The organism is Aminobacter sp. GW821-FHT11F06 (assembly GCF_058808215.1).
On the sequence record NZ_JBXARL010000005.1, the window covers coordinates 119,650 to 137,840 of the forward strand.

At 60.8% G+C, this 18,191-nt stretch carries 17 protein-coding genes and 2 pseudogenes; 11 read left to right on the forward strand and 8 right to left on the reverse strand.

What is annotated here, in order from left to right; all coding sequences use genetic code 11:
* The first annotated feature begins 15 nt into the window (after positions 1–15).
* From AC1RTB_RS14215 to vapC, 7 genes and pseudogenes are all read left to right on the forward strand, one after another.
* On the forward strand, positions 16–513 hold the full coding sequence (locus AC1RTB_RS14215; RefSeq protein ID WP_492943822.1) for a nuclear transport factor 2 family protein: 498 nt from the start codon (positions 16–18) through the stop codon (positions 511–513).
* Positions 510–878, forward strand: a complete 369-nt coding sequence (locus AC1RTB_RS14220; RefSeq protein ID WP_492881342.1) for a YciI family protein — start codon at positions 510–512, stop codon at positions 876–878. The genes AC1RTB_RS14215 and AC1RTB_RS14220 overlap by 4 nt, the downstream gene beginning before the upstream one ends.
* A gap of 63 nt (positions 879–941) precedes the next feature.
* On the forward strand, positions 942–1,835 hold the full coding sequence (locus AC1RTB_RS14225) for an NAD(P)-dependent oxidoreductase (protein WP_492881341.1): 894 nt from the start codon (positions 942–944) through the stop codon (positions 1,833–1,835).
* A 45-nt stretch (positions 1,836–1,880) separates the two neighbouring features.
* Positions 1,881–2,834, forward strand: a complete 954-nt coding sequence (locus AC1RTB_RS14230) for a VOC family protein (RefSeq protein ID WP_492881340.1) — start codon at positions 1,881–1,883, stop codon at positions 2,832–2,834.
* Positions 2,834–3,811 (forward strand): fumarylacetoacetate hydrolase family protein, encoded by a 978-nt coding sequence (locus AC1RTB_RS14235; protein WP_492881339.1) that lies wholly within the window; start codon positions 2,834–2,836, stop codon positions 3,809–3,811. The genes AC1RTB_RS14230 and AC1RTB_RS14235 overlap by 1 nt, the downstream gene beginning before the upstream one ends.
* Positions 3,812–4,034: 223 nt before the next feature.
* Positions 4,035–4,265 (forward strand): type II toxin-antitoxin system VapB family antitoxin, encoded by a 231-nt coding sequence (gene vapB, locus AC1RTB_RS14240; protein ID WP_492881338.1) that lies wholly within the window; start codon positions 4,035–4,037, stop codon positions 4,263–4,265.
* A pseudogene (vapC, locus tag AC1RTB_RS14245) lies at positions 4,265–4,662 on the forward strand (type II toxin-antitoxin system tRNA(fMet)-specific endonuclease VapC). The gene vapB and the pseudogene vapC overlap by 1 nt, the downstream one beginning before the upstream one ends.
* Positions 4,663–5,113: 451 nt before the next feature.
* On the opposite strand, the gene AC1RTB_RS14250 reads toward vapC, so the two are convergent.
* A complete protein-coding gene (locus AC1RTB_RS14250; RefSeq protein ID WP_492881367.1) occupies positions 5,114–5,776 on the reverse strand; it encodes a LysR substrate-binding domain-containing protein in 663 nt (220 codons plus the stop codon).
* 87 nt (positions 5,777–5,863) lie between these two features.
* Positions 5,864–5,986, reverse strand: a pseudogene (locus AC1RTB_RS14255) (LysR family transcriptional regulator); the annotation flags it as partial.
* A 142-nt stretch (positions 5,987–6,128) separates the two neighbouring features.
* Between AC1RTB_RS14255 and AC1RTB_RS14260 the strand changes: the two are divergent.
* From AC1RTB_RS14260 to AC1RTB_RS14270, 3 genes are all read left to right on the forward strand, one after another.
* A complete protein-coding gene (locus AC1RTB_RS14260) occupies positions 6,129–7,343 on the forward strand; it encodes a CaiB/BaiF CoA transferase family protein (protein ID WP_492881337.1) in 1,215 nt (404 codons plus the stop codon).
* Positions 7,344–7,363: 20 nt separating this feature from the next.
* Complete coding sequence (gene acdA, locus AC1RTB_RS14265; RefSeq protein ID WP_492881336.1) at positions 7,364–8,560, forward strand: 3-sulfinopropanoyl-CoA desulfinase; 1,197 nt, start codon at positions 7,364–7,366, stop codon at positions 8,558–8,560.
* A 103-nt stretch (positions 8,561–8,663) separates the two neighbouring features.
* Positions 8,664–9,674 carry a YeiH family protein gene (locus tag AC1RTB_RS14270; protein WP_492881335.1) on the forward strand — a complete coding sequence of 337 codons (1,011 nt, stop codon included), beginning with the start codon at positions 8,664–8,666 and terminating at the stop codon, positions 9,672–9,674.
* Positions 9,675–9,735: 61 nt separating this feature from the next.
* Here AC1RTB_RS14270 and AC1RTB_RS14275 read toward each other — a convergent pair whose 3' ends face one another.
* The 6 genes from AC1RTB_RS14275 to AC1RTB_RS14300 all read right to left on the reverse strand — a co-directional run bounded on the left by AC1RTB_RS14275 (position 9,736) and on the right by AC1RTB_RS14300 (position 17,222).
* The gene (locus tag AC1RTB_RS14275) at positions 9,736–10,449 is read right to left on the reverse strand and encodes a gamma-glutamyl-gamma-aminobutyrate hydrolase family protein (RefSeq protein WP_492881334.1); all 714 of its coding nucleotides are present in this window, start codon (positions 10,447–10,449) and stop codon (positions 9,736–9,738) included.
* Positions 10,450–10,522: 73 nt separating this feature from the next.
* On the reverse strand, positions 10,523–11,854 hold the full coding sequence (locus AC1RTB_RS14280) for a tetratricopeptide repeat protein (protein ID WP_492881333.1): 1,332 nt from the start codon (positions 11,852–11,854) through the stop codon (positions 10,523–10,525).
* A gap of 138 nt (positions 11,855–11,992) precedes the next feature.
* Positions 11,993–13,309 (reverse strand): glutamine synthetase family protein, encoded by a 1,317-nt coding sequence (locus AC1RTB_RS14285; RefSeq protein ID WP_492881332.1) that lies wholly within the window; start codon positions 13,307–13,309, stop codon positions 11,993–11,995.
* 94 nt (positions 13,310–13,403) lie between these two features.
* Entirely contained in the window at positions 13,404–14,837 is a 1,434-nt protein-coding gene (locus AC1RTB_RS14290) for an APC family permease (protein ID WP_492881331.1), read from the reverse strand.
* A 97-nt stretch (positions 14,838–14,934) separates the two neighbouring features.
* On the reverse strand, positions 14,935–15,972 hold the full coding sequence (locus AC1RTB_RS14295) for a 2Fe-2S iron-sulfur cluster-binding protein (protein ID WP_492881330.1): 1,038 nt from the start codon (positions 15,970–15,972) through the stop codon (positions 14,935–14,937).
* Entirely contained in the window at positions 15,969–17,222 is a 1,254-nt protein-coding gene (locus AC1RTB_RS14300) for a cytochrome P450 (protein WP_492881329.1), read from the reverse strand. Before AC1RTB_RS14300 ends, AC1RTB_RS14295 begins: the two co-directional genes overlap by 4 nt.
* 150 nt (positions 17,223–17,372) lie before the next feature.
* Here AC1RTB_RS14300 and AC1RTB_RS14305 point away from each other — a divergent pair, with 150 nt between their 5' ends.
* Positions 17,373–18,170 carry an alpha/beta fold hydrolase gene (locus AC1RTB_RS14305; RefSeq protein WP_492881328.1) on the forward strand — a complete coding sequence of 266 codons (798 nt, stop codon included), beginning with the start codon at positions 17,373–17,375 and terminating at the stop codon, positions 18,168–18,170.
* Positions 18,171–18,191: the final 21 nt, after the last annotated feature.

The following is an 18,191-nucleotide window of genomic DNA, read 5'->3' on the forward strand; positions in this document are numbered from 1 at the left end:
GCTGGAGCAGACGACGTGGCGGTGAGTGGGACGACGTCCGAAACTATCGTCGGCTATGGAACTGAGCGGGCCTATGTCGAGGATACCGTCGCGCGTTTCGTGCTGGCGCTGGACGGGCGCGACATTGACGGTGCGCTTGCCTGTCTCGCACCGCGGGTCAGATGGGATTACGAGTCGGTGACGGGTAATCCTGCCACTGACATGGACGCCAACGGGCTTGCCGCGCGTTGGAAGTCCTCCATCGTCCACACCGACGCATCGCAACACTTCTTGTCGATGCCACATGTGCGGCTGACCAGCGACCGCGCGACCTGCGTGGTGCATGCGCAAGTTGCGGTGCGGCTCGTCAACCGCCTCGGCGGCCCCCAGCAGACGACACACGGAACCTATACCTTCGAACTCGCCCGCGCAGGTTCAGCCTGGAAGATCGATTCCGTGAAAATGGTCCTTCTCTGGAACGAGGGCAATCCCCGCATCATCGAACTTGCCGTGGAGAGAGGAAGCCAGCAATGAGCGCTGCACGCAAGGATACTGAAGAACGCCGCAACACACATTTGTTTGTCGTCCTGAGCCTTCCCGGCAAACGGCCAGATGACCTGCCGCAACACGTCCCAGCCCATATCGACTACATGGTCGCGCTGGAAAAGCAGGGCACTTTGGTCATGTCGGGGCCGTTTCTCGATGCCTCGGGACGGCCCTCTCCCAACGGAATGTGGATTCTCCGCGCATCGAGCCGGGAAGAGGCAAGCACCCTCGCAGCCGGCGATCCGTTCCACCACTCCGGAGCCAGAACCTTCCGGATCGAAGAATGGCAGCTGCATCAGGGGCGGATCGGGATGTCCATCGACCTCTCTGACGGAAGCAACCGCTTGTACTGACCAAATCGCGACTGCCTAGACCGCGTCGCTACCCGCACATTGCCATATTGGAGGAGTTACACCTTGAACCAGCGGACCCAGACATACACGGTTGGTCTCATTGCCCCTGGCAAGATAGGACTGCCGTTCGCAGCCAATCTTGTTGCCGATGGGCACACTGTCTGGGGATACCGACGCGGCCCCCTCGACGAATTCGTTGCCGTCGGAGGCAAGGCCGCCCGTAGCCCGCGAGAAGTGGCCGAGAAGGCGGACATCGTTTTCACCTGTGTTGCCACGGCCGATGCACTCGACGAAGTCATCAGCGGCCCGCAAGGGCTAGTGGCTGCTGGACGATCTGATCTGCTTGTGGTCGAGATCGGCGCGATGGCACTCAGCCGCAAGATGGCTGCACAGGCAAGGTTGCGAAGCGCCGGTATCGAGATGCTCGACGCGCCCGTAAGCGGCACGCCAACGATGGTTGCCCAGCGACGGGGCGTGGTCTTCGCCAGCGGAGACCAGGCTACAGTCGAACGCGTGCGCCCGTTCCTCACCGCACTTGGCCCCAACGTGGTGTATGCTGGTGCGTTCGGCGCAGGATCGAAGCTCAAGTTCGTCGCCAACACGCTCGTGGCGGTGCACACAGCGGTGGCAGCCGAGGCGATGGCTCTGGCAAAGGCGGTCGGCCTCGATTCGAAGCTTGTCCTCGAAACGATTACGCCCTCCGCCGCGACTTCCACGATGTTCAACGCAAGAGCGCCGATGATGGCGGAGGGCAGGTCCCGACCCGTCAATGGTACCGTCGCCGGGCTTGTCGACGTTCTCGATGCCATCAGTGCGACCGCGGCCGATGCCGGCGCAGTGATGCCGTTCCTGGAAACGGCCAAGAAGCTCTACGTGCGAGCCTGTGACGAAGGCTATGGCGAAGAAGACATCGCGGTCATGATCAAGATGTTTGAGCCGGCCACGGCCCAAACCTGATCTACGCCCCCCGCACTCAATCCAACCCATGTGAAAGAAGTATCCATGTCCCCAGAAAACAAGTCCCACCCGACGATCTTTCCAAAGGCCGGACGGCCGTTGAAGAGACCAGCCGGATTGGGCATCCACAGAGCCGGTCACGTTGCACTGCATGCTCCCAACCCCAGTGCTGCGGCAGAATTCGCCGTCAACCATATGGGTTTCACTTTGGCCGGGCGTGATGACGATGGGCGCCAATATCTCGCGGCTGCCGGCCCGGATCGCTACTCCCTCGTCTACACGCCGGGTCAGGGTGGGCTCGACCACATCTCGTACATCGTGCGGGACGACGCTGCTCTCGATGCGGCGTCGGCACATCTGGCACGTTCCAAAGTGGTGTTCACACGAAGCGAACCATCGTTGTGGAACCCAGGGAGATCGTTGAGCTTCAGCACGCCTGCCGGCCATGCAATTGTGCTGACCACCGGATCGACTCCCGAGGTCCCCGTTGCAGCCGCCACGCCGCGTCCAGCTGTAGGGCGCAACCCTCTCAACTGCGACCATGTGGTCGTTAGATGCAGCGACGTGCATGCCGAACTGGCATTCGCGGCCGGTGCTCTCGGACTGATGGAATCGTCTCGCATCGAGGCTCCCGACACCACTCCATTGTTGACCTTCTTCCGGGCTAGCAAGCTGTATCACTGCCTCGCTGTGGCCAATTCAGCCACGAATGGGCTCCATCACGTGCAGTTCACACTCAAGGATGGCGCAGCAATCTTCGCGTCTTGGGAGAAGATGCGGGACGATGGCAAAGTCGAATTGCTGTGGGGGCCTGTCCGGCATGGTCCTGGACACAACATTGCTTTCTATTTCCGCGACCAGGCCGGCCACATCGTCGAATACTCGGCGGAAGAAGAGTTGATCCTTGACGACGAGGCCTATTCGCCGATGCGTTGGTCGGCCCTGGACCCGCGATCGATGGACGAATGGGGGACAATGCCACCGGAGAGCTTTCTGTGATGACGCAGGTTTCAATGCAGCAAGAAACATCCAGACAGACCGATCTTTCCCAGGCAGAGCCCATCGGGGCACCTCGGTGGCGGCTTGGTACGGTCGTCGTCGATGGCCGCCCGGCCACGGTCATTGAAGTCGACGACGCGCTTTACTTGTTGGACGCAGTGATCGCGGAAGCCGGGATTTCCACCCCCACGACGCCTACAGGCGTCCGGGATCTTATCGACGGCTGGGACATTTGGCGGCCGATCCTGACCATGCTGGCCGGCAGCTCAACGCGCGCGCGCGCCCTCGACCTCGACCGTCTGGAATGGCTTCCCGCCATTCCGAACCCTCGAAAGATCGTGTGCGTTGGCATCAACTATCACGACCATGTCGCGGAAATGGGCGGCAGCGCGCCCACCGGGAGACCGTTCGCCTTCGTCAAGCCCGAAAACACATTGCTCGGTCATCGACAGACGCTGCGGCTGCCGACCATGGCCTCGATGGTGGACTGGGAGGCCGAACTTGCAATCATCATCGGCAAAAAGGCCTCCGGCACATCTTCCAAGGATGCGTTCGATGTGGTGGCGGGCTATTGCCCGTTCAACGACATCTCGGCCCGCGACTGGATATCTCAACCGACACCCGGCGTCGGACTCGACTGGATTCTGCACAAGTCATTCGACGGATTTGGTCCGCTGGGACCGCTCATCACACCGGCCGAGTTCGTGCCCGATCCGCAGAATCTTGCGATCCGGCTGTCAATCAACGGAGAGATCAAGCAAGACTCGTCGACCGCAAACATGGTCTTCGGCATCGGTCCGATCATCGAACATCTCTCTTCGGTCATGACACTGATGCCCGGCGACGTGATTGCGACAGGCACCCCAGCTGGTGTCGGGCATGGCCACGGGGAATACCTCAAGGAGGGCGACCATATTTCGCTGTCGATCGAGTGTCTGGGAGAGCTGAGTACCATGGTAGGCGGTCGCCAGGGCTGAGCGTTCCCAATCTCCAACATGCTCGGCATTGTTAAGGACGCGCATCGGGCGATGGCTGATTTGCTTCGTGTCGAGCCGACAATTGCGAGCGCTCGCTTGGCTTGGGACCGGCTCCTGCCCTATCAATGAAGGGGTCGCGCCCCTTCATTGAACCAGGCCGCACCTAGCGGGCTCGAGTTGGGATATTTTGGATATACATTGAACATATCCCGTGAGGTCAGCCATGGAACAAGGTGCCGTATTCCAAAGCAACCGCAGTCAAGCTGTACGCCTGCCCAAGGCCGTTGCCTTGCCCGACGATGTGAAGCGCGTCGACGTGGTTGCAATTGGCAGGACCAGGATCATTTCGCCGGCAGGAGAATCTTGGGGCAGTTGGTTCGATGGCGAGGCCGTCACCGCCGACTTTATGACTGAGAGAGAGCAACCCGGAGATCAAGAGCGCGAGACGCTCTGATGCTTAAATACATGCTGGACACAAACATCTGCATCTTCACCGTGAAGAACAAGCCGCAGACTGTCCGGGAGGCCTTCGACCGTCATCATGGGCAGCTTTGCATCAGCGCAGTGACCCTGATGGAGCTGATCTACGGCGCGGAAAAGTCCGCGGTTCCCGAGAGGAACCTTGCGGTCATCGAAGGTTTTCTGCTCGCCTTGAGGTGCTGAAGTATGACCCGGACGCGGCCACGCACACGGGGCAACTGCGAGCAGAGCTGGCCAAGACCGGAACGCCGATAGACCCTTATGACCAAATGATTGCAGGGCACGCACGTTCGCAAGGCTTGATCCTGGTAACAAATAACCGGCGCGAATTCGAGCGTGTCCCGGGGCTCAGGGTTGAGGATTGGGCATAGGTTCCGGCCAGCGGCCGCTCTTCTCCTACCAGGCGAATCCGAACGGTTGTTCTGTCGAAAACTTTTTTGCAAGACTTGGGGGCATGAAGGCTTCTTCAGAAGCCGCTTGCTCGACACACCCACCGCGCCCTACGCGCGAAGTTCGCGGCAGGTGCGTTCATTCGGACTGAAAGTGCGGCCTTTGCATGCCGAGCATCAATGCAGACGACGCTGAATCGGACTCAGCCTATCTGATCGATCTGATGGTGAAGGATGTCAACGCATCCCACACCGGTTTGTCCCGTCAGCGCCCTGCGGCCTTGAACCCTACGCATGCCCTGACCTTAACCGGGGACGCTAGCCAGGTTGTGGCTTGTTCTGGTCGGGCCCAGCAGCACAACTGAAAGATTGGATTTCCCAACGCCCCAATTGCACCTGGCACCTGCGTTCTTCCGATAACTGACTATCGAACTCAGCCTTGGCCGGTGAGCTGTTGAAGTTCGTGCAAAAGGGTTTCGGCAAGCCGCTGACGCGGGCCTTTCTCCAACATCACCATCGTCAGGCAACGATGTTTTTGCGGGGTGCCGAAAGGGATGCGCCGCAGTTGATTGTCGCTATCGGGTGCGCAAACGCGGGTCGGCGTGATCGAGATACCGAGCCCATGAGTGACAAGCGATTCCACCGCTTCGATCGAATCAATCTCCATCACCGGCTGAACATGAATCTTTCGCTCGAAAAGATGCTGTTCGATCTGCTGTCCGGCCCAGGTTCGCCGGTTGAACCAGATGAAGGGATAAGCGCGCAGAACATCTTCGTCCGGCGCTTCCGCTATCGAAAGCGGGACGATGACATTCAGGGGCTCCTTGCAGATCGGGAAGGACGCCAGCCCGTCCGGCAGGACGCGCGGCTCCGAAACAACCGCTAGGTCTATCTCTCGGTTACGCACGGCTTGGGCAAGTTCGCCTGAAAGTCCGCTGCGGATACGTACAAGCAGTTTTGGATGGGCGAGGCGAAGCCTGGCGAGGGCGGGTGGGATCAGGTTCACGAGCACTGATGGCACGACGCCGATCGTCACAGTGCCGACAAGACTGTCGTCGCTGGTAAGGGCGCGGATATCATCAGCAATTTTGAGCATCCGCCTGGCATGCTCGACCAGTGCAAGGCCGGTGTCGGTAAGCGTCGGCGGTCTTGTGCTGCGGTCAACGATCTGAAGCTGCAGTTCCTCCTCCAGCGTCTTGACCTGCAGGCTGATGGCCGAATGGCTGAGGCCAAGGGCATTGGCCGCCGCAGTGAAGCTGGGCTGTTCGGCAATCGCAACAATGGCCTGAAGAAAGCGAAGGTTCATGGGTCACAAATAGTGTAAAATTTTCTCACGCTAAATTATATAATATCTCGCTGTTGTCCATGTTTTATTCGCATTATGCCTGCTCGGAACTTGACGGGCGCCCTGAAGCAGCGGGCGCAATCGACTGGGCAGGAGGGGCAGCGTGCATATTCAAGGACCGCTCGCAGGGGTTCGCATTCTCGACTTGAGCCGGATTCTCGCCGGGCCGAGTTGCACCCAGCTTCTGGGCGATCTCGGTGCTGACGTCATCAAGGTCGAGAAGCCGGGCGCCGGTGATGATACCCGCGCCTGGGGGCCGCCTTTTGTCGAAGACGAGAGCGGCAATGCCACCGGGGAAAGCGCCTACTACCTCTGCGCCAACCGCAACAAGCGTTCGGTTGCGCTCGATATCGCCACCGAGGAAGGAGCGGGTACTGTTCGCAAACTGCTGGTGCATTGCGACGTCCTGGTCGAGAATTTCAAGGTTGGAGGGCTCAAGAAGTACGGGCTTTCCTATGACGACCTGAAAGAACAATTTCCACGCCTGGTCTATTGTTCGATCACCGGATTTGGCCAGACCGGCCCGAATGCCGACAAGCCGGGCTATGACCTGCTCGCCCAAGGCTATGGTGGCATCATGAGCCTGACCGGCCCAGCCGACAGCGAGCCGACGAAGGTGGCGGTCGGCATCGCAGATGTCATGACTGGCATGTATGCGGCGACCGCCATTCTGGCCGCCCTGCGCCACAGCGAAATGTCCGGAGAGGGACAACATATCGACATCGCCCTTGTCGATGCCCAGATCTCGTGGCTGATCAACGAGGGCGCCAACTATCTGCTTTCGGGCAAGCTCCCGGTGCGCCGGGGCAACCAGCACCCCAACATCGTGCCGTATCAGGTTTTCGAAACCAGCGATGGGCACGTCATAGTGGCGGTGGGCAACGACACCCAGTATCGACGCTTTTGCAAACTCATCGAAGCCCCAGAGCTTGGGCTTGACGAGCGCTTCGCAACCAATGCCGCCCGGCTGACCAATCGCGAGACCCTGATCCCGATGGTCGCGGAGAAGCTGCGTCTCTTGGCAAGGGACAGTCTGATTGCCGGCATGGAAGCAAACGGCATTCCCGGCGGACCGATCAATACGCTGCAGGATGTCTTCGACAGCGATCAGGTCGCGGCGCGGGACATGAAGATTTCCATGCCTCACCCGCTCGCAAGCGGCGGCGTTGTCAATCTAATCGGCAACCCGATCAAGATGTCGAAGACGCCAGTCACCTATCGTCGTCCGCCGCCAGTTTGCGGGGCAGACACCAAAGCAGTGCTCGCCGAACTTCTGAACCAGCCCGCCGATCGCAAGCGCCGGCCCGTCGCAAGCTAACCCAGACAAGGAGACACTCCATGTTTCAGCTCACCCCCGCCCAAAAACTGCTTCAGGATCAAGCGCGCGATCTCGCCGAAGGCCATGTTCGTGCGCGAGCTGCGGAAGTCGACCGCACCGAAGAGTACCCTTGGGACAACATCGAGAAGCTGACCAAGGCCGGTTTCATGGGGATGACGATCCCGAAGGAATATGGCGGTCGCGGGCTGACCTATCTGGATGCGGTCCTGGTGATCGAGCAGATGGCCCGAACTTGCGGGGTCACCGGACGTATCGTGGTCGAGGCCAATATGGGCGGCATCGGCGCGATCATGGCTTACGGTTCTGACGACCAAAAGAAGCTGGTCGCGCCTTACGTCCTTGCAGGTGACAAACCGGCAATCTGCATCACCGAGCCGGGCGCAGGCAGTGCTGCAACCGAGATGACCACGACAGCGGTCAAGAAAGGCGACCGCTACATCCTCAACGGCGAAAAGCACTGGATCACCGGAGGCGGCGTCTCCAAGGTGCACCTGATCTTTGCCCGCGTCATCGAAAACGGTGAAGAACAGGGCATTGGCGGGTTCATCGCCATTCGTGGAGAATCGCAAGGCTTGCGGGTTGGCAAACGCGAGCCGGCCATGGGCCTGCGCGGCATTCCCGAGACCCATCTGCATTTCGAGGATCTTGAGGTGCCCGAAGCCATGGTCGTGCGTTCGCCCCATGGCTTCCGCCGTGGCTTCGCTGCCTTGATGAGTGCCTACAACGCCCAGCGCGTCGGTGCTGCGACCGTGGCCCACGGAATCGCCCAAGGTGCGTTCGAGATCGCCCGCGACTACGCCAGGGCGCGCGAGCAGTTCGGTCGACCGATTGCCGAATTCCAGGGTCTGCAATGGATGCTTGCGGATATGTCGATTGGCCTCGCCGCCTCGCAGGCACTTATCTACAAGGCGGCGATCAATGCCGGGACGGGCTTTCCCAGCATGCAGGAAGCTGCCCAGGCCAAGATCCTGGCATCTGAAACGGCGATCAAGGTTGCCAATGATGCGCTGCAGATCCATGGCGCGATGGGTTATTCGCGCAATTTGCCCATGGAACGCATGGTTCGTGATGCGCGCATGTTCACGATAGGCGGCGGCACGGCGCAGATGCTGCGCAATCAGGTGGCCTCGGCAGTTCTCGAGATGAAACTGCCTCAGTCACGCGACGGTTATCGCGACCTTGCGGAAAAGGCGTGAAAGCCAACCCGGCTGGCCTGCGCACACCCCATAAAACAAGCAACGCAGGGCCGATGAAGCCCAGGCTCGATCCTGGAGCCTATTTCAGTGGAGCCGGACAGCAATGACGACCTTGGTCTGGCCGCGTTTTCTGACGCCCGAGGGTGCGCGCGAAATCATGCCCGGCATGGTGCTTTGCTTGACCGTCGCAATGGCGGCGACCTTTTTGAGCATCCACTATGGCGCGCCAGTCATGCTGTTCGCCTTGCTGTTGGGAATGGCCTTCAACTTCATTGATCCGGCTGGAAAGTTCATTCCCGGCGTCGCCTTGGCCTCCAGGCCGGTTCTGCGGATCGGCGTGGCGTTACTTGGAGCGCGCATCACGTTTTCGGACATGCTGGCGCTCGGACCTCTCCCGATTTTTCTGGCGATCGGCGGCCTGGCGACAACCATTCTTCTGGGCGCCGGCCTCGGCCGATTTTTCGGTCGCCCGGTCGCATTCGGAATTCTCACCGGCGGTGCAGTCGGCATTTGTGGCGCATCGGCGGTATTGGCGCTGACATCTGTCCTGCCCAAGGGAGAGCACGGCATATCCGAGCGCGACACGATTTTCACGGTTGTCGCCGTAACCGCGCTGAGCACGGTCGCCATGATTGCCTATCCTGTTCTGACTTCATTTTTTGGATTCGATGACCGGCTGTCCGGCATCTTCATCGGCGCGACCGTGCACGATGTGGCTCAGGTGGTCGGCGCCGGCTACTCGATCTCGCAGGAGGCCGGCGACACGGCCACCATCGTCAAGCTGTTGCGCGTCGCCATGCTGGTGCCCGTGGTTGCCACCATCACCCTTCTCATGACGCGTTCGGGACCGGGCGCGCGCGCTCGATTTCCGCTTTTCCTGATCGGCTTCGTTTTGCTTGTGATCATCAACAGTGTTGGTCTGATTCCAGCGCAGGCTTCAACAGCCCTGGCCGATGCGTCGCGCTGGGCGTTGGTGATAGCCATAGCCGGGCTCGGCATGAAAACGTCGCTGAAGGATTTCTTCGAAGTCGGCCCCCGAGCCATGGCTATCATTGTGGCGGAAACCGTGTGGATCGCAGCCTTCGCCGCAGTCGTCCTTTCCACCCTCGCCTGACAACAAAGTCCGGCCCATCCGCAAGCTGCCACACCTGCGGCCGATATTCGGAAACTTTGGCTTAGCCGAACATACGGGCAAAGATCGAAAAGACCGCCTGCGACACGCGGCTTTCGACGCTCATCTCTGGATGCCATTGCACGGCGAAGATGGGGTAGTCGTCAGCCGCGACCGCTTCCACGACACCATCCGGTGCCAAGGCCTCGATGCGAAGGCCATCTCCAAGTGTTGCAATGCCTTGGTAGTGGATGGAATTGATCTCCACCACGCCGGTTCCGAGCTCTCGACGAAGCAGGCTGTCCGGCGCGACATCAAGCGAATGGCTCCACGAAAACTGGCCTGGACCATCGGTACCGGCCGGAGCGTGATGGCGCAACATCCGATCGTCGGCACCAAGCCCGTCCTGCAGCGTGCCGCCCAGGGCGACATTGATTTCCTGCAGCCCTCGGCAAATCCCCAGCACGGGAAGCCGGCGGCACTTGGCCTCCAGGATCAGATCAAGGGCAACGTGATCGCGTGAAGGGTCGAACGGGCCGGCGCCGCCGCTCGCGCCATATCGTGCCGGCTCGATGTTCGACGGACTGCCGGTAAGGATGATGCCATCGAACCTCGCCAGGACAGACCCTGCCCGAGCCGCTGGGGGGATAGGCGGAATCAGAAGAATGTCGGCATCGAGTTGCTCCGAGATTCCGCTGACATAGCGACTGGGCAGATACACGCCTGGTTCGCCACGAAAATCGCATGAACAAGACATGACGCCGATGCAGGGACGCATGGTGGAACCCTCTTTTTGGAGTGTGGCCGATGCCAAAGACCCGTGCGGCCGGTTCCGTCGGCCATGCGGCTGGTCAGTGTGCTGCTGCTTCCGAACCGCGCTTGCGGAAGAAGTCGGTCAGCGGGCTTTCGGGCTTCATCAGGCTGCGCTCGGCAATCAGACCTTCGACCATCGCCCGGTCACCGGAGCGGATCGCGGCTTCCATCAATGTCAGGTTGATGACGTCGCGCTGCGCGATCGAGCCGCCGAACAGATGCGCCGAATGCCGCGCCTTGGAGATGAGCGTTTTGGCAGACGTGTAGTCCTGCCGACCGAACGCGTGAAACCCCTTCACGATCGAAAGCCCAGCGGTGCGGATGACAATGGAACTGGTGCTTGGCCCTTCGGCATTGGCTTCCAGAGCGGCAATCAGCGCCTGCGCTTCGGCCTCGCGGCCCGTCGCGGCAAAGGCCATCATAGCGTGCATGTCGTTGAACGCGATATAGGCTTGGTCGATGACTTCGGTGTAACGTTCGGCCAAGGGGGTCCAACGTTCGGCGCAATCCACTCCGTCCATCGCCAGCCGCCATAGCATCGCGGCGCTGTCGTGCATGTCCATCAGCGCCGAATCCTTGGTGACCGTCATGTAGCGGTCGTGGATCGCCAGAGCCTTGTCGAAATCGCAGTTCTCCAGGTGATAGAGATTGAGATGCCAGCGGTTATGGATCGAGAGGTAGTTCTCGCCCGCCCAGTTCTCCTCGCATCGCTCCATGAAGGCGATACCAAGCTCGGTCTTGCCCTGCATCTCATAGCAGTGCGCCAAGCCGTGCACGCCCCATGTGTCCAGCGGGTTCAGTGTGACGCAGCGCAATGCCATCTCTTCGGCCTGGGGATAGTGGCCCGATTCCTCAAGCCCGAAAGCCAGCATTCCAAGGATGTAGGAGTATTCCGGGTCGTCCTCGCTCCAATGATGGATGATCCGCGCGGGGCGGTCGCGTGTGGAACTCGCAGTCCCCAGGAGGAAATCGGTCTGGTGGCCGAATTGCAGCGCGCAGAGGTCGCGCGGGCAGTCGAGCAGAATGTCGGCATAAGCCTGTGAGGCGGCGTAGAAATCACCCGAAAGCCAAAGCTTGATTGCCTTGATATGACCAAGCTCGCGCTTATTGGCTTGGGGCGCGAGACGCTCGAGCAACGCAAATTCACGCGCAAGATCAGTCTGGTAACGCTTGTCTGAGGCGGTCAGAAGCAGTCCCGCCTGAAAGCAGCGTCCCATGATGAAATCGGGGTCCTCGGCCAGCACTGCCGCGATCATCGCGCCGGGGTCGGGCGCATAGCCCAGCATTCGCACCGCCGCAGTATGAAAGGCGTCAACCGATGCCCTGTTGCCGTGCGACACAGGTGCGCCAAAACCGTCGATCAGACCCATCGTTCAACTCCTCGGCCCGGACCTGCAGTTGCGCCAGGGCATTTCCAGTTTGATCGCTTCGGCCCACCCGGGCTCTGCGTGCCCAGGTGGGGGTTCGATTGGGCTGTCTGCGCAGGCCAGAGCCCGCGCAGGGTCTTGTCAGAGGTTGCCCATGTAGCGGTCGCGTTCGACCGGTGTGACTTGCCGATAAACGAAATCCCGCTCACGCTCGGCCTGCTGGATCAGGATCGCCAGACCGTCCCCCATTACCCTTTCCATGAAGGTCGAAGCCTTGGCCAGTTCGATCGCCTTGTCGATGGTGGTGGGCACAGGATCGGCATCGGTCCGCTTCGAGGCATCTCCAGTGGTCGGTTCGCCCTTGGGCGACAGGCCTTGCTCGATGCCGTCGAGGCCGGCGGCCAGTTCGCAAGCGAGCAGGTAGTAGGGGTTGCAGTCGGCGGCCCCGTCTCGCTTTTCGATCCGCACGGCACTGTCCTTGCCGTCGATGATCCGCAACGCCACTGTTCTGTTGTCGTAGCCCCAGGCGGTGTTGATCGGGCAGAACAAGCCCGGCACACGGCGGCGATAGGCGTTGGGCGTCGTTGAGACAGCCAAGGACATCTCGGCCATCCGCGCCTGCATCCCCGCGAGGAACGACAGACCCAGCTTGTTAATGGTGCCGTCCTTGGCGAAGGCGTTCTTGCCGTCTTTCCACAACGAATAATGCGTGTGGAAGCCAGATCCCGATTGGTCGATGAAGGGCTTGGCCATGAAGGTGGCCAGATATCCTGCGCGCCGCGCAATGTCCTTGATCATGTTGCGGAACAGGATCACCCGGTCGGCGCCGATCAGCGCCTCGTCATAGCGGATGTTCACCTCGACTTGTCCCGCCGCATATTCGGGGTTTGATTGTTCGATCGGGATGCCGATGGCCGTCAGGTGGTTGCGGATCGGGCCAAGCACATGCTCCAGCTCGGCAGAACGATTGATGCCGTAGACCTGATTGTCTTTTACTTTTGGCAACTTGGTTTCCGGGTCGACCAGGTAGAATTCAAGCTCGGTGCCGACCAGCACGTCAAAGCCCATGGCCTTGGCGCGCTCGACCTGGCGCTTGAGCACATTGCGCGGGTCGACCGGAACCGGCTTGTGATCCATGCCTTCGGTATAGGCCAGGCAGATCGCCACGCCTTCTTCCCAGGGACAGGCGACCGGGGCGGCCAGCGGAAACATGTGAATGTCCGGATAGCCGTTGTCGAAACCGCAGAACGGCGTTTCCCAGATGTCGCAGGTCATATCCATCGCAAACATCGCTCCGATGATGGCGATGCCGTTCTCGCAGGCGGATGGCCAATGCGCTGCCGGAATGCGCTTGCCGCGCATGATGCCGTTCATATCGCCGAATCCGAACGACACGGTATGGGTGCCCGGGGGCAGGTCGAAGACGGGCTTGTTGTGATTGCTTGCTTGATTGCTCATCGCTGCTTCATTGGCGACCTGCCGGTCACCGCTCCCTTATTTTGGTTGCTGCCGCCGCCGGAAGTCGAGGCTCCGGCGGTGTGGTCTTTTGACGTCAGTTGAATACGCGTCCGAGGTTCGCATATGTCTGGGGCCGGGCTGTCCTCAGCCAGCGCGCAAACACGACGCCGATCAGGCAGATCCCGGCGATGATAAGCGGGTAGGCTTTGACGAAGATCGACTCCGAGCCGCTGACCAGCGCGAGATTGCTGGCCATAAGGTAGAGGCACGACATCAGTGCGACTGTCGACAGCGCCGGCGCAATCAGCCGCCGCCAGGCATTCACACCGCGATGATCCTTGCTGAAATATGCGATCACCGAAACAGAGACGACGCATTGGATCATCAGGATGCCGATTGCGGTGAAGGCCGAGCAAAGGCCGACAATCACCTCCGGGTTCAACCCGGCCATGGCGAAGGCCAGAACGATCGCAGCGACCATGATCATCTGCACGATCCCAGCAGCCTGTGGCGACTGGTGTTCGGCATGGGTCGCAGCCATCTTGGCGTTCAACAGCCCCTCACGCGCAATCACGAAGAAGTAGCGGTTGATCGTGTTGTGGAAGGACAGCACGCAGGCAAACAGGCTGGTGATCATCAGGACCTGCAACACCACGCCGGCAAAGCCGCCAAGATGCTTTTCCATCGAGACTTGATAGAGCCCCGTGAAGTTTGCCTCGGCCGCCGCCACGATGTTGGAGGGACCGTAGTCGAGCGCGATGACCCAGGTCGAAAACGCGTAGAAGACGGCGATGATCGCTACCGCCAGATAGGTCGCGATGGGGATCGTCTTGCGCGGCTCACGCGCTTCTTCGCCGAAGATCGTTGTGGCCTCAAACCCGATGAAGGCCGAGACGATAAACACCAGTGCAAGGCTGAGATTGCCCGAGTTGACCGCACTGATCCCAAATGGCGCCAGCGTGATGCCCTCGGGTCCGCCCCCGGCTGCCAGGATGGCGATACCAAGCAGGGACAGCACAAGCACTTCGGCGATCATGAACACGCCCAGAACCCGGCCCGAGAACTCTATTTTGCGCATCCCGCAGAGGTAGACCGCGACATTGAGCGTGATGCAGTAGATCCACCAGGGAATATCGACCCCGGTGTATTGCGCCACAATCGCGTTCGAGAAGATACCGAACAGCGTCATGGCCATGAGCTGAACGGCGATGTAGGAGGCGATGGAAACCAGCGCGCCGCCCACCCCCATCGGTTTGCCAAGTCCCTTGGCGATATAGGGGTAAAAGGATACCGCCCCGCCGATATGGGCGCTCATCGTGGTGAACCCGACGCTGAACAGCAGATACATCGCGCCCACCAGGATGAAGGTCAGCGGAACTCCTGTGCCGTTGCCAGCAGCGAAAGCATAAGGCGAAACGCCCACCACCACTGCCAGTGGCGCTGCGGCTGCGACGACGAAAAAGACGATATGCCAGATGCCCATGGCATCTTTGCGCAGCTGTCCGCTGCCCGCCTCCAAAATAGACATGAACTTCCCTCCCTTATGGTTTCATTCGCCTCTTCCGCCGCGTCCCTCCAGACGCGACGAAGGCATAATCACGTGCCGGCTCTTGCTCCAGCGCGCATCAGACCTCCAGCTTCAGATCAGAGGTAGGCCGTGCGCAGCAGAGCAGCACATACCCCTCGCCGGGCCGCTCGAACGGCTCGACCGGATAGTCGAAATCGCCGCTCACCACGCGTGTCTTGCAGCTTTCACAGCTACCGGAACGACAGGAATAATCGGGATAAAGGCCTTGCTCTTCGGCAAAATCCAGAAGCGAGGGGACATCAGCGGACCAGCGCGCCGAGATCCCGGATTTGGTGAACGTAACAAGCGGGCCGTCGCTCGTGTCGCTGCTTTGAGCATGGCGCGGGGTGAAGTCGGAGGAAGGCCCAAACAGCTCGTAGCGAATATCTTCGGCCCTAACGCCCAGATCCAGCGCCATGTCATAGGCGCGCTGCATGAAGGCGCCCGGCCCGCAGAGATAAACCTCGCAGCCGCCTCCGGGCAGAAGTGCTGCCAATCGGTCACGGTCTAGGTCGCCGGTGCTGTCACAGCCGGCGCAATCGGAGGTGCCGTGCTTATAGCAAATATGTACGCTCATATTCACCGCCCGCGCCGCCAGCTCGCGGATCTCCTGTCCAAATACATGATGTGCGCCATCGCGGCAGACATGGACAAAGGCCACGCGACGCGACGCGCCCGCCAACTCCTTGGCCAGCATCATCATCGGGGTGATCCCCACCCCGCAGCTGAACAGCAGCACCGGCTTGCTTGAACCTTCGCGCAACCGAAACTCGCCGCGCGGCGCCGAAGCGCGCAGGATGTCGCCCGGTTTCACCTCGTCGTGCAACCAGCTTGAGACGCATCCCGGCGGTAGATCGGGCTGCTCCTTCGGTGCGCCCTCGCGCTTGACCGTCAGCCGAAGAGCTCCGTCCAAAACCCCGGAAACCGAGTACTCGCGCCGCAACGCATCGCTACCATCGCCAACTAGCGCCTCGACGATCAGATGCTCGCCACCACGCGCCGTTACTGTGCCCTCGGGCCGAAGCCAGAAAGACGAGATGCCTACGGCTTCTTCCTGCCGCGACAAGACAGTGTATGGGTGAAACTTGCCCGTCATGCCGAAAGCCGCACGTTCAGGTGCTCGACCCCGTTGACGAAGTTGGTCTGCACATATTCCGGCTCGCCCACAATCTCGATCTTGAGATTGCGGTCGAGGATTTCGTTCACAAGCTCGATCAGTTCCAGTCGCGCCAGCCCTGCCCCCAGGCAGGTATGCACACCGCCGCCGCCAAACCCGGCATGAATGGGCAGCTTGGGCCGGGTCACGTCAAACCGAAGCGCGTCGGGGAAGCGTGTCTCATCGAAATTGGCTGAGGCATACCACATCACCACCTTGTCGCCGCGCTTGATCGGCGTGCCTGACAGCTCGGTATCGCGGGTGGCGGTGCGGCGGAAGTAGAGTATGGGCGAGGAATAGCGCACGACCTCTTCAACTGCGTTCGACACAAGGTCGCGATTGTGGCGCAGCTTCTTGAACTGATCGGGATATTCGGCGATCAGCAACGCCAGATGCGACATAGCCGTACGTGTCGTCTCGTTGCCCGCAAAGATCAGCAGACGGAAGAAATTGGTGTACTCATTGTCGGTCAGCCGCTCGCCGTCGATCTCGGTCGAGACCAGCTGCGAAACCAGGTCGTCCTGAGGTGCTGCGCGGCGCTCCTCACCGAGTTTGCGGGCATATTCGCTCAGCGCATGGGCGGCCGGGCTGTTGAAGGGCAAAAGCCGCAGCGGCGTGGTGTTGCCGTAGGCATGCGGATCGAGCGGCTCGGCCGAGGTGCCGGCGACCAGATGGTCCGTCAATTCGATCATCAGGTCCCGATCGGCCTCGGGCACGCCAAGCATATCGCAGATAATGCCGATCGGGATCGGTTTCGACAGGCCTGCGACCCAATCACCGCCGCCTTGCGCTTGCATGGCACCCAACAGGTCGGCCGCGCGCTTGCGCACCGTCGGGATGTAGCGTTGGATCGCACGGGGAATGAACCCGGGATTCACGAGCCGCCGAAGGCGGCTGTGCATCGGCGGATCCATGTCGATCATCGAGGCTCGCGCCTCCAGGGCATCGTCATCGATCGAATAGATCTGGATGTGCCCCACCGCCGAGCTGAACAGCTCGGTATCGCGCGACACGGCAACGACATCGTCGAACCGGCCGACCGACCAGAAGCCATCCGTTTCCGAGCCGTCGATCGGATTCCACGCCAGCCCCTTCATGGCACGCAATTGCGCGAAAGCGGCTTGCGGAATGCCCGCATCAAACTGCGCCGGATTGGACAAATCCCAAGCAAGTGTTTGCCGGTGCTGCATGAATCCTCCCTATGCCGTGGCCGTCCAATTCCCCCCTGGCAGCCACATTTCCATTTGCTTAGCAGCACTGTATTCAGTATTCAATAGCCTTGTTGCCGAGACGGCGAGAGGCCTTTGGTCCAGAAAATGAGCTGTTGGGAGGAGGCTTTCATGCCCACATTCGCGCACGGCATCGACTTGCCATGCTATGTCGAAGCAGGTTCTGGCAGCCCTGTGGTGTTCCTGCACAGCATGGCTGGATCGGCGGTTTCCTGGCGGCCGCAGATCGAGACCTTACGCGCTACACATCGCTGTATCGCCTGGGACATGCCCGGTTACGGGGGCTCGGCAGCGATTTCCGAGACCACACCGATGGCCCTGATGGCTGACCTTCTTGCCCGGTTCCTGGTTGAGAAGGTGCAGGTCGAGCGCGCGCACCTCGTGGGGCTGTCGGTGGGCGGGATGATCCTGCAGTCGTTCGGCGCGCGCCACCCGGACATGGCGGCGAGCCTGACCATCATGGACAGTTCGCCAAAATTCGCTTTCGGCTCGTCCATGCGGCCCGAAGAGTTCATCGATCCGATCCTCGCGCAGCTCGCCGGCGGCATCGCAGTGCACGATTTCGCTGACGGAATGGTTCGCGCGATCATGGCGCCCGACACGCCAGAGGCGATCCGCACTGCGGGCGTAGCAGCCATGGCGCGCGCCCGTCCCGAAGGACTTGCCTTGTGCACCCGGCTTATCGGCGGGCATGACGGGCTGGCAGACCTGCCGCGCATCGCAACACCCACATTGATACTGGTCGGCGAGAAGGACAGCGAGACGCCACCTTCTTATTCCGCCGAGATCGCCGCGCGCATCGGCGGTGCCGAGATGCAGGTGATCCCCAGTGCGGGGCATCTGTCGAATGTCGAAAACGCACCCGCCGTCAACACCGCCCTCTCCGCATTCCTGCGCCGCCACCGCTGAGCCTTCAGCCAAAGGATTTTC